The 13,659-nt window shown below is 72.5% G+C and carries 7 protein-coding genes, 1 tRNA gene and 1 pseudogene; 8 read left to right on the top strand and 1 reads right to left on the bottom strand.

Annotated features, from left to right (window positions below):
• The first annotated feature begins 515 nt into the window (after positions 1-515).
• From ACGFW5_RS02795 to ACGFW5_RS02765, 7 genes are all read left to right on the top strand, one after another.
• Entirely contained in the window at positions 516-2,243 is a 1,728-nt protein-coding gene (locus tag ACGFW5_RS02795) for a beta-N-acetylhexosaminidase (protein ID WP_393832328.1), read from the top strand.
• Between the two features lie 343 nt (positions 2,244-2,586).
• Entirely contained in the window at positions 2,587-3,486 is a 900-nt protein-coding gene (locus tag ACGFW5_RS02790) for an FAD binding domain-containing protein (protein WP_393832327.1), read from the top strand.
• Positions 3,483-5,816 carry a 2Fe-2S iron-sulfur cluster-binding protein gene (locus tag ACGFW5_RS02785; RefSeq protein WP_393832326.1) on the top strand — a complete coding sequence of 778 codons (2,334 nt, stop codon included), beginning with the start codon at positions 3,483-3,485 and terminating at the stop codon, positions 5,814-5,816. Before ACGFW5_RS02790 ends, ACGFW5_RS02785 begins: the two co-directional genes overlap by 4 nt.
• Positions 5,813-8,128 carry a xanthine dehydrogenase family protein molybdopterin-binding subunit gene (locus ACGFW5_RS02780; protein WP_393832325.1) on the top strand — a complete coding sequence of 772 codons (2,316 nt, stop codon included), beginning with the start codon at positions 5,813-5,815 and terminating at the stop codon, positions 8,126-8,128. Before ACGFW5_RS02785 ends, ACGFW5_RS02780 begins: the two co-directional genes overlap by 4 nt.
• A gap of 206 nt (positions 8,129-8,334) precedes the next feature.
• Positions 8,335-8,775, top strand: coding sequence for a hypothetical protein (locus tag ACGFW5_RS02775; protein WP_393832324.1), 441 nt, complete (start codon positions 8,335-8,337; stop codon positions 8,773-8,775).
• Positions 8,776-8,795: 20 nt separating this feature from the next.
• Positions 8,796-11,111: a DUF6571 family protein gene (locus tag ACGFW5_RS02770; protein ID WP_393832323.1), complete on the top strand. Its 2,316-nt coding sequence runs from the start codon at positions 8,796-8,798 to the stop codon at positions 11,109-11,111.
• 206 nt (positions 11,112-11,317) lie between these two features.
• On the top strand, positions 11,318-11,680 hold the full coding sequence (locus tag ACGFW5_RS02765; protein ID WP_393832322.1) for a hypothetical protein: 363 nt from the start codon (positions 11,318-11,320) through the stop codon (positions 11,678-11,680).
• Positions 11,681-11,736: 56 nt separating this feature from the next.
• Here the strand turns inward: ACGFW5_RS02765 and ACGFW5_RS02760 are convergent.
• A tRNA-Cys gene (locus ACGFW5_RS02760) sits at positions 11,737-11,808 on the bottom strand.
• Positions 11,809-11,985: 177 nt separating this feature from the next.
• Between ACGFW5_RS02760 and ACGFW5_RS02755 the strand changes: the two are divergent.
• Positions 11,986-13,423 (top strand): annotated as a pseudogene (locus ACGFW5_RS02755) (MFS transporter).
• The last annotated feature ends 236 nt before the right edge of the window (positions 13,424-13,659 follow it).

The raw sequence follows: 13,659 nt of genomic DNA, 5'->3' as shown, positions 1-13,659 counted from the left end.
GGGGCTGCGCCCCAGACCCCATGCGGGGGCTCCGCCCCCTGCACCCCCGTTCGCGCCTGAACGGCGCTCGTCCTCAATCGCCGGACGGGCTGAGGGTGCCCGAGCGGGCCGGCACGGCCCCTGCACCAGCGCCGCCAGGGGCGCGGGGAACTGCGCGGGAAGCGATCACGGTCCGCGGGCGAAGGCGGGTTTCAGGGGCGCGGGGAACTGCGCGAGCGGCCATCCACGGCCCGCAGCCGAAAGCGGGGTCAGGGGCGCGAGAACTGCGCGACCAGCCACGCACGGCCCGCACCTGAAAGCCACCCACTCCCCCCACCTGAAACTCGTTCAGGGGCGCGGGGAACTGCGCGACCAGCCACCAACCACCCGCAGTCGGCCCACTTTCCCCCGGAGGGTCTCGGGAAGGGGCGGGGTGGGGAAGGAAAAAAGGGCCCGACACAACACCACCCGCCACGAAAACACCCCCCGGAACCCCAAGCAGCCCCAAGCAGCCCCAAACAACCCCAAGGAACCCCATGGCCATGGACACCCCCGCCCACACCCCCACCACCCACACTCCCACCACCCGCACCCTGATCCCCGCCCCCCACACTCTCCTCACCCACCAAGCCCCCCAAACCCCCCAAATCCCCCCGCACCCCCCCACCCCCCAGCCCGCCCTAACCCCCCGCACCACCCTCCACACCACCCCCGCCACACAACCCCTCGCCGCCCTCCTACGAGGGACCGTCGGCGCGGCGACCGGGCTGGGGCTGGCCGATGGGGGCGTGTCGCGGGACGGCATTGTGTTGCGGCTCGCTACGGACGTCCCGGGCGGTCCGGAGGCGTACCGGCTCTCCACCGACCGCTCACGCGAAGACGTCGCCGTACTCATCGAGGGCCCCACCCCCGCCGGCGTGTTCCGCGGCATCCAGACACTCCGCCAGCTGCTGGGACCGGACGGCTTCCGGCGGGCCCCGCTGGGGGGCGGGCGGGAGTGGGCGCTGCCCGGGGTCACCATCGAGGACCGGCCCCGGTTCGCCTGGCGCGGGCTCATGCTCGACGTGGCGCGGCACTTCATGCCGAAGGACGGCGTACTGCGCTACCTCGACCTCATCGCCGCCCACAAGCTCAACGTCTTCCACTTCCACCTCACCGACGACCAGGGGTGGCGGATCGAGATCAAGCGCTACCCCCGGCTCACCGAGGTCGGCGCGTGGCGCAGCCGTACCAAGTGGGGGCATCGGGCCTCGCCCCTGTGGGACGAGAAGCCGCACGGGGGCTACTACACCCAGGACGACATCCGCGAGATCGTCGCGTACGCCGCCGAGCGGCACATCCGTGTCGTCCCCGAAATCGACCTCCCCGGCCATTCGCAGGCCGCCATCGCCGCGTACCCGGAACTCGGCAACACCGACGTCATCGACACCGCCGCCCTCTCCGTCTGGGACACCTGGGGTGTCAACCCGAACGTCCTCGCCCCCACCGACACCACCCTCCGCTTCTACGAAGGGGTGTTGGAGGAGGTGCTTGAGCTGTTCCCCGAGGACGTGTCGCCGTTCATCCACATCGGCGGCGACGAGTGCCCCAAGGAACAATGGCAGAAGTCGGACATCGCGCAGGAGCGGATCCGCGAGCTCGGGCTCGACGGTGAGAACGAGCTCCAGTCCTGGATCATCCGGCACTTCGACACCTGGCTCAGCGCCCGCGGGCGACGCCTCATCGGCTGGGACGAGATCCTGGAGGGCGGCCTCGCCCCCGGCGCCGCCGTCTCCTCCTGGCGGGGCTTCGGCGCCGGCGTCGCGGCCGCCGAGGCCGGGCACGACGTGGTGATGTGCCCCGAGCAGTACGTGTACTTGGACCACCGGCAGGCCGCGGGCGCCGACGAGCCCATGCCCATCGGCTTCGTCCGCACCCTGGAGGACGTCTACCGGTTCGAACCCGTTCCACCGCAGCTCGGCCCCGAGGCCGCCGCCCACATCCTGGGCACCCAGGCCAACGTGTGGACCGAGGTGATGGAGAACCAGTCCCGCGTCGACTACCAGACGTTCCCCCGCCTCGCCGCCTTCGCCGAGGTCGCCTGGAGCGCGCTGCCCGCCCCCGCCGACCGCGACTTCGCGGATTTCGAACGGCGAATGACCGCCCACTACAAGCGCCTTGACGCGCTCGGCGTCGATTACCGGCCGCCCACCGGCCCGTTGCCGGGGCAGCAGCGCCCCGGCGTGCTCGGACGCCCGATCGAGGGGGCGCCCCCAAACAGGTGAGCCCGGGCCCAAGCCGGCCGCCCGGTGGCCGCGTCCCTGGGAGCGTGGCCCCGGGTCATGGCCGCCCGGCCGCGACCGGCTGCGAGGAAGAGCGCTGTGACCAACACCCGGCGTCCGGAACGAGGCGTACCGCATAAGTCGCATAAGTCGTGCAAGGCTTGCGAAACCGGAACATTCCCCAGGTCGGGGACGGAAGTGAGCTTCGCGGACCCTCCCGTCGGCCCGTATGGAAGATGTGCCAGAGTTGCCACGTCCGGGCTGTGAGCACGTACGGTACGGCCATCAGCAGGTGGCCACAGACGGCACAGTCGTACGGCCGGGACACCGGGAAGGGGCAGCTGGGTTGACCACGCACGCACCGCAGGCGGCGCAGTCGGTGACGCTGCCGGTCTCGCTCGACGAGGCCGTGGCGGCTCTCGCGGCCATGCCTGCCGCCGTGCCCGTAGCGGGCGGCACCGACCTGATGGCGGCGGTGAACCGGGGTCTGCTGCGCCCCGCGGGTCTCGTCGGACTCGGCCGCATCAACGACATCCGCGGCTGGCAGTACCAGGACGGCCACGCCCTGCTCGGCGCGGGCCTCACCCACGCGCGGATGGGGCGCCCGGACTTCGCGGCGCTCATTCCGGCGCTCGCCGCCGCCGCGCGCGCCGCCGGGCCCCCGCAGATCCGCAACGCCGGCACCCTCGGCGGCAACATCGCATCCGCCGCTCCGACCGGCGACGCACTGCCCGTGCTCGCCGCGCTCGAAGCCACCCTCGTCATCGCGGGCCCGCACGGCGCCCGGCGTGAAATCCCCGTCTCGCACCTGCTGGCGGGCCGGGACATGCTGGCCCCGGCCGAGTTGATCGGCCACGTACGGGTGCCGCTGCTGCACGCCCCCCAAGTCTTCCTCAAGGCGACCGGCCGCACCGGCCCCGGCCGCGCCACCGCCTCGGTCGCCGTCGTCCTCGACCCGGCCCGGCGTGGCGTGCGCTGCGCGGTCGGCGCCATCGCTCCGATGCCGCTGCGCCCCCTCGAAGCCGAGCACTGGATCGCCTCGCTCGTCGACTGGGACGGCGAGCGCGCGGCCCTGGCCCCGGAAGCACTCGGCGCGTTCGGCGAGTACGTGGCCGCCGCCTGCATTCCCGACCCGGCGCCCCCGGCGGACGGCTCACCGCCCCCGCCCCTCTCGCCCGCCGTACTGCATCTGCGGCGGACCGTCGCCGCGTTGGCCCGACGAGCACTGGGGAGGGCGCTGTCGTGACCGACCGCACCAACGAACACGGCCCCGAGCGCACCACCGCGTACGGGCGCGAAGGCAACGACGCGTACGAGCACGAGGGCACCACCGCGTACGAGCACGACGGCGACGACGCGTACGGGCCGGCGGACGGCAACAACCCGTACGGGCACGAGGCCAACACTCCGTACGGGCATGGGCAAGGGCATGGGCACGAGCCGCAGTCCGATGGCGAGTACGACGCCAGCCAGGGCCAGGGCCAGGGCCATGGCTATGGCTACGGCTACGGTCAGGCCGCCCGGCACGGCGGCTGGGAGCCGGTTCCGCACGGAGGCGAGTACGAGCCCGACGCCACGGCGTTCGTCCAGCTGCCCCCGGACATGGACATGATGGGCGCCCCCCTGGCGGCTCCCGGCCACGGCTACGTACCGCCGATGATCGTGCCGCTCACCCCGGCCGCGGCGACGGACCCCGGCGCGACCGGCGTCTGGCGCATCCCGACCGAACTGAGCGGCCAGAGCGCGTCCGGCGCGTCCGAGACCGATCCCGCGCCCGGCGCGCAGACCGTGGTGTGGCCGGAGCCCCCGGCGCCCACGCCGCTGCCCGCGACCTCGACCCAGCCCGCCCACGACCCGTCCGCGACGGCGCAGTGGAACTTCGTCGACGAGCCCTCCCTCGCAGGCACCGGCCAGTGGACGATTCCGGTCGCCCAGGGTGAACTCCCGGAGGAATCAGGCGAGTTCACCACGTCCTCGCTGATCGAGCAGTGGGGTTCGACCCCGCCCGCCACCCTCCCCGGCGGCGCCCCCGCCCCCTGGGCCAACCAGATCCCGAAGCCCGCGCAAGAGGCCCCGCCCGCGCCGCAGGAGCTCACGCACGCCACGCCGGAGCACGCGCCCCCCGCATCGGACATCCCGGACGCGCAGGGTGTGCGGGATGTTCCGGGTGCCCCGGATTCCCCGGGGGCGCCCGAGGCACCGGACGCGCCGGTGGCACCGGACGCCCGGGAGACGTCGGCGGAACGCGAGGTTCCGGACGCGCCCACCATGCCGGACGCCCCGCAAACGCCGGTCATGCCGGACGCGCCACGTGAGTCGGCGGACGCGGACGGGGCAACGGACGTACGTGACGTACCGGGCATGCCCGGGCCCGCGGACGGCCCCGCCCCGAAGGCGCAGCCGCAGCCGTACGCACCGCCCCGCGCCGAGGCGATGCCGGCGCCGCAGGCACACGCGCACCCACAGCAGCACTCCGACCCGGACCCACACCCGCACCCGCACGCGGAAGCACTGCCTGCGCCGGGCCCCGCACCCGAGGTGCACCCCGACGCCGCAACCGCCCCGGAAGCACACGACGTACCCGAGGGACACGGCGTACCCGAGGGACACGGCGTACCCGACGGACACGGCATTCCCGACGGACGCGACGTACCCGGCGCACCCGGTGTGTCCGATGTGTCCGGCGGAGCCCATGTGCCGGTGACGGCCGAGGGGCCCCTCGCGCCCGGAACTCCCGACGCGCCCGAAGCCCCCGAGCCGGAGTCTCCTCCCGCCCCCGCCCCCGGGGTCGCCAACGAGGACCCGAACGGGCATCAGAGCGAGACGGCGCCCGGCACCGACACCGGCACCGACACCGGCACCGACACCGGCACCAGGCCCGGGCCGGACGCCGACGCCGACGTCGCCCCCGAAACCGCCGCCGCGCCCACCGCGGCCGATGCGGTCACCGCAGCCACCACCCCGACCGACGCGTCCACACCCGCGCCCGCGCCCGACCTGGAACACCCCCGCGCCTCCTACGTCCTGCGCGTGAACGGCGCCGACCGGCCCGTCACCGAGGCGTGGGTGGGGGAGTCGCTGCTCTACGTGCTGCGCGAGCGGCTGGGCCTCGCCGGGGCCAAGGACGGCTGTTCGCAGGGCGAGTGCGGGGCGTGCAACGTCCAGGTGGACGGGCGGCTCGTGGCCTCCTGCCTGGTGCCCGCCGCGACCGCCGCGGGGAGCGAGGTCCGCACCGTCGAAGGCCTGGCAACCGACGGCGAACCCTCCGACGTGCAGCGGGCGTTGGCCGCCTGCGGCGCGGTGCAGTGCGGGTTCTGCATCCCCGGCATGGCCATGACCGTGCACGACCTGCTCGAAGGCAACCACGCCCCCACCGAGCTGGAAACGCGCCAGGCGCTCTGCGGCAACCTGTGCCGCTGCTCCGGCTATCGCGGTGTGCTCGACGCCGTGAAGGACGTCGTGGCGGGCCGCGAGGCGGCCGGAGCCCTGGCCGACGAGGCCCGCATTCCGCACCAGGCACCCCCAGGGGCCGGCAGCGCCAAGCCCCCGCACACGCACGACGGAGGCATGGCGTGAGCAACGACGCAGCCACCGCGACGGTCGAAGGCGCCACCTCGGCGGCGGGGCCGGAGCAGCAGCCGCCCGCGCACGGGATCGGCGCGTCGCTCGCGCCGGTCGACGCGCGGGCCAAGACCGAGGGGACCTTCCCCTACGCGGCCGACCTGTGGGCCGAGGGCCTGCTGTGGGCGGCCGTGCTGCGCGCACCGCACGCGTACGCCCGCATCGTCTCCATCGACACCGCCGCTGCCGCCGCCATGCCGGGCGTACGGGCCGTGGTGACCCACGTTGATGTGCCGGGCGACCCGGCGTTCGGCCGCCGCATCGCCGACCGTCCGGTGTTCGCCGCCGAGTTCGTACGCCACCACGGCGAGCCCATCGCGGCCGTGGCCGCCGACCACCCGGACACCGCGCGCCTCGCCGCCGCGGCCATCGCCGTCGAGTACGAGGTGCTTGAGCCGGTCACCGACCCGGAGAAGGCGTTCGCGGCCGAACCCCTGCACCCCGACGGCAACTTGATCCGCCACATCCCGCTCCAGTACGGCGACCCCGAGGTGACCGGCGAGGTCGTCGTGGAGGGCCTGTACCGGATCGGCCGCCAGGATCCGGCCCCGATCGGCGCCGAGGCGGGCCTCGCCGTGCCGCGCCCCGACGGCGGAGTGGAGCTGTACACCGCCTCCACCGACCCGCACAGCGACCGCGACCTGGCCGCCGCCTGCTTCGGCCTCGAACCGGACCGGGTCAAGGTCGTCGTCACCGGCGTGCCCGGCGCGACCGGCGACCGCGAGGACCTGAGCTTCCAACTCCCGCTGGGGCTCCTCGCGTTGAAGACGGGGTGCCCGGTCAAGCTGACCGCGACCCGCGAGGAGTCCTTCCTCGGCCACGCCCACCGCCACCCCACCCTCCTGCGCTACCGCCACCACGCGGACGCCGAGGGCCGCCTCGTCAAGGTCGAGGCGCAGATTCTTCTCGACGCCGGCGCCTACGCCGAAGCGTCCTCGGAATCGCTCGCGGCGGCCGTCGCGTTCGCCTGCGGCCCGTACGTCGTGCCGCACGCCTTCGTCGAGGGCTGGGCGGTGCGCACCAACAACCCGCCGTCCGGGCACGTCCGGGGCGAGGGTGCGATGCAGGTGTGCGCGGCGTACGAGGGCCAAATGGACAAGCTGGCCGCCAAGGTGGGCATCGACCCGGCCGAGCTGCGGATGCGCAACGTGCTGGCGACGGGCGACCTGCTGCCCACCGGCCAGACGGTGACGTGTCCGGCCCCCGTCGCCGAACTCCTCGCTGCCGTACGGGACTTCCCGCTTCCCACCCTCCCCAAGGACGCGCCCGAGGACGACTGGCTGCTGCCGGGCGGTCCCGAGGGCGCGGGTGAACCGGACGCGGTGCGGCGTGGTGTGGGCTACGCGCTCGGCATGGTCCACATGCTCGGCGCCGAGGGCACCGACGAGGTGTCCACCGCCACGGTCAAGGTCCACGACGGGATCGCCACCGTCATCTGCGCGGCCGTCGAGACCGGCCAGGGCTTCACGACGCTCGCCCGCCAGATCGTCCAGGAGACCCTGGGGATCGAAGAGGTGCACGTCGCGCCCGTCGACACCGACCAGCCCCCCGCGGGCCCGGCCACCCACGGCCGCCACACCTGGGTGTCGGGCGGCGCGGTCGAACGCGCGGCCAAAATGGTCCGCACCCAGCTGCTCCAGCCGCTCGCGCACAAGTTCGGCATGTCCACCGAACTGCTCCAGATCGCCGACGGCAAGATCACGTCGTACGACGGTGTCCTGTCGACCACGGTCACCGAGGCCATGGACGGCAAGGAGCTGTGGGCCACCGCCCAGTGCCGCCCGCACCCCACCGAACCGCTGGACGAGACCGGCCAGGGTGACGCGTTCGTGGGCCTTGCGTTCTGCGCGATCCGCGCGGTCGTGGACGTCGACATCGAGCTCGGCTCGGTGCGCGTGGTCGAACTCGCCGTGGCCCAGGACGTCGGCCACATCCTCAACCCCCGCCAGCTGACGGCCCGTATCGAGGCCGGCGTGACCCAGGGCGTGGGCGCCGCCCTCACCGAGAACCTGCGCACGTCCCGCGGCCGGATCCGCCACCCCGACCTCACGGGCTACGCCCTGCCGACCGCCCTGGACGCGCCCGACATCCACATCGTGAAACTCGTCGAGGAACGCGACGTGGTGGCCCCCTTCGGAGCCAAGGCCGCGAGCGCCGTCCCGGTCGTCACCTCCCCGGCCGCGATCGCCTCCGCGGTGCGCGCCGCGACGGGCCGCCCGGTCAACCGCCTCCCGATCCGCCCGCAGGCGGCGGTGGTCCAGAGCTGACGCCCCCTCACTGAGCGGCTTCCGTCCGGATCCCCTCCGGATGCCGACCAGATCCCGTCCGGATGCCGACCAGATCCCGTCCGGATGTCGGCCAGATCCCGTCCGGATTCCGTCCGGGTGGATCTGTCCGGATCCGCATGGCGCGGGCCGGGCAAGCTCCGTAGGGTATGCGATCGGTAAAGATCCGGTCAGTACGGGGAGTTGGCATGGTCTTCGAGGACGAATGGCGCCGGTCGCAGGCGAGCGCCCCCATGAGACTGAACCAGGTCCCGGGCGGTGTCGGCGGCGTCGGCGGTGCGGGCGGTACCGGTGGTGCGGGCGGCGGGGACCTCGTGGCGCACGCCGACGACCTCGGGGTGGTGGGCGGCGACGCCAACAAGCTGTACGACGCCCTGCGGGTCGACGGCGACCACGCCCGGCAGTCCACCTTCGAGGCCGCGCGGGCGCTCAGCGCCGACAATTTCACCAGCGGCGACGCCCTGATGAAGGTCCACGACCTGTGGCAGACGCAGTTCACCACGCTGAAGGACGCCTGCGCCCAGATCTCCAACCACCTCGACTACTCGGTCGCCCAGCACGCCAAGGACGACGCCGCGGTCCTCGGCTCGCTGGCTCCCGTCTCCGTCATCAGCGGATACCTCAAGTAGGGCCCGGGGGACGCAAGTTCATGCTGAAGTACGCGGATGTCCTGAACGCTCCGGTGGACAAGCTGAAGACGGCGGTCGACGACTGGTCGCAGATGGCGACCCGGCTGAAGAAACTCGCCGGCGAGGCGCACGACGGAATGCGGGCGCACGCCGAGCGGGCCTCGTGGGCGGGGGTGAACGCGGGCGTCACGCGCGAGTTCATCACCCGCACCGCGAAGGAGTTCGACGACGCGGCCAAGGAGGCGGCGGGCGTCCACCAGGTGCTCCTCGACGGATACGGCGCGTTCAAGAAGGCCAAGGACGAGCTCCAGTCGATCGTCGACGAAGCCGGCAAGAGCGGCATCGCGATCGACGCGTCCGGCACCGTGAGCGCCCGCCACCCGCTCCAGGACGACGTGGCGGCCCGCCACGACCCCGACTACCCGCAGGCGCTCCAGAAGCAGAACAGCGCCATCGAGGCGTGGCAGAAGCGCGTCGAGGCGGCCGTTGAGACATGCGACGACGCGGACGAGGCGCTGCGGCTCGCGCTGACCGGCAACGTCACCGACGCCCACGACTTCACCGCGCCCACGTACGCGAGCCTCGCCGACGAGGAGGCGGCGCGCGCCGCCGACCTCGCGAAGAAGGTCACCGGCCCCGGCGGCGCGGCCCGCAACGTGGAAGCGCTCCGGCAGCTCCAGGAGCTGATGGACGACCATCGCGGTGACCCGGCGTTCTCCACGTCCTTCTACCGCCGCATGGGCGCGGAGGGCACCCTGGACTTCTACTCCAGGCTGTCCCTGGACGCCACCGGCCTCGGCCCGGCCGGCGCGGACCGGGCCGCGTCCGTCCTGCACATCCAGGACGACATGGGCCCGATGCTCGGCCTCGCCACCAACCCCCGAACCCCGGGCCACCTCGACGCGAGCTGGACACTCGCGCTGATGCGGGCCGGCCGCAAACCGGTCGACGTCACCGGGTTCGCCGGTGTCACCACCAAGGTGTACGGATACCAGGGGCTCGGCGCGCTGCTGCGGCACGGCACGTACGACAGGGAGTTCCTGCTGCCCGTGGCCCGCGACATGGTGGGCTTCGAGCACCAGCACCCGAAGATCTTCCAGCAGGGCATGCCGCACACCATCACGATGGCGTTCAATCTCGACAAGGACGGCGGCCGCGGCTTCGACCCGCTCACCGGCCTGATGACGGCGATGAGCAACAACCCGCACGTCGCCTCGGAGTTCTTCAACGAGCCGGTACGCGAGGACACCGACGGCAACGGCATCGTCACCACCGACGACAAGCCGGTGACGGTCAAGGACGACAAGGGGAAACCCGCCCCGCTCGGCATGGTCGACTACATGCTCGACAAGGACCCCGGTGACGACGGGTACGACACGGTGCGGGGCAGCGGCGACACGACCCCGTTCCAGTCGGCGATGGGCAACGCCCTGGAAGCAGCGGTCACCGGCCGCACCCCGGGCGACGACGACGCACCGCCGGTGCAGCACACGGCGGCCATGTCCCACGTCATGGAACAGGTCGTCGCGAAGATCGGCTCGGACCCGGGCCTCATGAAGGAAAGCGACGACGGCATCCCGGGCAAGCTCTCGGGGCTGGCGGGGCACTTCGGGAACATGGCGGCGGAGTACATGCCGGACTTGCAGGCCGTTTCCGAGGACGGCGCCCAGCAGGCGAAGCCGTTCGGAGTGCTGGCGGAGTTCAAAGTGTCCGACGTGGGTCGCTTCCTGGGAGTCGTGGCTCAGGATCCCGACGCGTACGGCTCGATCACCAATGCCCAACAGGCGTACACGACGCTGCTGGTGCGCGATGTCTTCGCCCACCCCGAAAATCACGGCCACGACGTGGGCGAGGCGGTGCGCAACGCGGTGCACCCGGGTGGGCAGATCGCCGGGATGATGGCAGAGGCGCGAGTAGAGGCCATCTACGAGAAGCAGTCTGCCGACGACGAGGAGTTCAACAAGGCCGTCCAGGAGAAGTCCAAGTGGACCAACCGGATCATCGACGCGGTCGGCGGGAAATACATCGCGTTGTTGCCGATCGGTGGTGACGCGGTCGGCTGGCTCAAGGAGGACATTTCCGAGTCGCTGGTGGAGCGGGCCCAGCAGGATTCTTCGGACAAGGCGAGCCAGGAGGCTGTGGACGCCTACGCGAAGGCGGAGACGAACGCCAAGCAGGCCGCCGCCGACGCCGTGGGCAGTGCGGGACGCAGTGCGGGCCTGGAGGAGCGGGACATCAGGGAGTACCAGGGGACCGCCTCCACCAGCATCGCGAATGCGTACGCGGACGGGCGTGACGCCGCCGCGAGCGGTGCGCCCAGGAGCGACGCAAAGTGATACGCGTCGGGGGCCGTGCGCTCGCTGCCACGACGGCTGGACTCCTGCTGATCGCTTTGAGCGGCTGCTCACAGGCGCCGTCCGTGCCGAGTATTCCTGAGAGCTTGTGCTGGGGGGCGTTCCGCGGAGAGGCAGTCGCCCCGCTCCTCCCCACCGGAGAGAAGGCCCAGGTCGCGACATCAGGTCCTGATTTCGACCTGGTCAGCGTGCACAGCAGCAGGTCCTGCCGGATCTACGTGGACGAAAAGGAGAGCTTCATGGCCTGGGCGCAGGTCAGGAGCACCGGCAAGGGAACGCCCTGGAACCATTGGAGCGGACGGGATCCGACGACGCCCATCGACGCAGGCGACGAGGGGTTTCTGTTCGATGATGGCGCCTCCTCCGTCATGGTGTGCGAGCGGCCTGGCCTGCCTCGCAGTCCCACACTGACCGCCGCACAGAAGTACGTGGAGATGGCCATCGTGGCGGAGCACGCTCGCACATACGAGATCACCCAAGCCGCGTTGCCTGCGCTCCTACGGCATTACGTCCAGTTCGTGAAGCAGGCCCTCAAGTGCCGTGCTGAGTAGGGCGTTTCACGATCCCCGCAAGGAGGAACCGGGGATACGCCTGGTCAAGGCAGTTGAGGCCGTGGCGGGGATCGAACCCGCGTAACTCGCTTTGCAGGCGAGTCCCTGAGCCACTCGGGTACACGGCCATGTTCCGGTGCGTTGAGACGACCGTACGGGCGGGCCCGGGGAGGGGGGAAGAGAGAGGCGCGGGATGCCATGCGACTGCCATGTGGCGTTCATACGCGGGCCGATGGCCGTGGGACGGGGCGGAGTTCCGCCCTTCGACAGGGGCCAGTACCCGGTATGCCCCTTACTCTGGGCGGATGAGTGCCCTTGAACCGTCCGGTGCCGCCCTCGTCGACCTCCCCGCTGGAGACGTCGACGAGGGCGGGATTCTCGGGCGGGAGCGCCGTGCGCTGAGTTTCGGGGTCATCACGGTCGTGCTGCTCATCGCCTTCGAGGCGACCGCCGTGGGCACGGCGATGCCCGTCGCGGCGCGCGAGCTCGACGGGGTGTCGCTGTATGCGTTCGCCTTCTCCGCGTACTTCACGACAAGTCTGTTCGGCATGGTCGTCGCGGGGCAGTGGGCCGACCGGCGCGGGCCGCTCGGGGCGCTCGGCGTCGGCATCACCGGGTTCGCGGCGGGGCTGCTGCTGTCCGGGACCGCCCTGAACATGTGGACGTTCATCGCGGGCCGCGCCGTGCAGGGGCTGGGCGGCGGCCTGGTGATCGTCGCGGTGTACGTCGTGATGGGGCGGGCCTACCCGGTTCGGCTCCAGCCCACGATCATGGCGGCGTTCGCGGCGGGCTGGGTGGTGCCCTCCGTGGTCGGGCCGCTCGTGGCGGGGGCGGTCACCGAACAGCTCGGCTGGCGTTGGGTGTTCATCGGCATTCCGGTACTCGTGGTGTTCCCGTTGGCGCTCGCGCTGCCCGCGACGCGGCGGATGGCGTCCGGGCCGGCCGATCCGGCGGCGCCCGTCACCGCTTTCGACCGGCGCCGGATCAGGCTGGCGCTGGCGGTCTCGGTCGGCGCGGGGCTGGTGCAGTACGCAGGGCAGGACCTGAGGTGGCTGTCCGTGCTGCCGTTCGCGGCGGGCGCGGCTCTGCTCGGGCCGGCCGTCGCCGGGCGCCGCGCGCTGCTCCCGCACGGCACCTGGCGCGCCGCGCGGGGGCTGCCCTCGGTGGTGCTGCTGCGCGGGCTCGCCGCGGGGTCGTTCATCGCGGCGGAATCGTTCGTGCCGCTGATGCTCGTCACTCAGCGCGGGCTCACACCCACGATGGCCGGGCTCTCGCTGGCCGTCGGCGGGGCGACCTGGGCGCTGGGCTCGTACGTCCAGGCCCGGCCCCGGATGGAGGCGCACCGCGAACGGCTCATGGTGCTGGGGATGATCCAGGTGGCCCTCGCGATCGTCGCCGCGCCCAGTGTGCTCGTCGAGGCGGTGCCGGTGTGGGTGGTGGCCGTCGCGTGGGGGGTGGGCTGCTTCGGCATGGGCATGGTGATCACCTCGACGAGCGTGCTGCTCCTGAAGCTCTCCGCCCCGCACGAGGCCGGGGCGAACTCCGCGGCCCTCCAGATCTCGGACGGCCTGTCCAACGCGTTGCTGCTCGCGGCGGGTGGGGCGGGGTTCGCGGCGCTGGGGGGGTGGGGCGGTGGCGGGGGTTTCGGGCACGCACCCGGGGGCGTTCCTGGTGGTGTTCCTGCCGATGGGGGCGGTCGCGTTGTGCGGGGTTGTCGTGGCGGGGCGGGTCCGGGAGGGCTGAGCGTGGGGCGGCGTTGCCTTTTGGGTGCGGGCCTCGATGGGGCGGGGGCGGGGTGCGGGCCATGCGGAGCTGCTCGCGCAGTTCCCCGGCCCTCGTTGGGTCGGCGGTCGGCTGCGGGTCGTGGGTGGTTGCTCGCGCAGTTCCCCGCGCCCCTGGCTACGCGATGCCGGGCGGCATGGGCGTCTTCAGCCCGTCCGGCGTTTGCGGGCGAGCGCCGTTTAGGCGCGATCGGGCGT

The organism is Streptomyces sp. NPDC048416 (assembly GCF_043200435.1).
Lineage (GTDB): Bacteria > Actinomycetota > Actinomycetes > Streptomycetales > Streptomycetaceae > Streptomyces.
The sequence above is the reverse complement of the archived record's forward strand: the minus strand, read 5'-3'. Positions and strand labels throughout refer to the sequence as shown.

Excerpts from the sequence above, each read along its gene's own strand:
- ACGFW5_RS02795 (WP_393832328.1), top strand. The coding sequence starts at position 516 with ATGGCCATGGACACCCCCGCCCACACCCCCACCACCCACACTCCCACC.
- ACGFW5_RS02775 (WP_393832324.1), top strand. The coding sequence starts at position 8,335 with ATGGTCTTCGAGGACGAATGGCGCCGGTCGCAGGCGAGCGCCCCCATG.
- ACGFW5_RS02770 (WP_393832323.1), top strand. The coding sequence starts at position 8,796 with ATGCTGAAGTACGCGGATGTCCTGAACGCTCCGGTGGACAAGCTGAAG.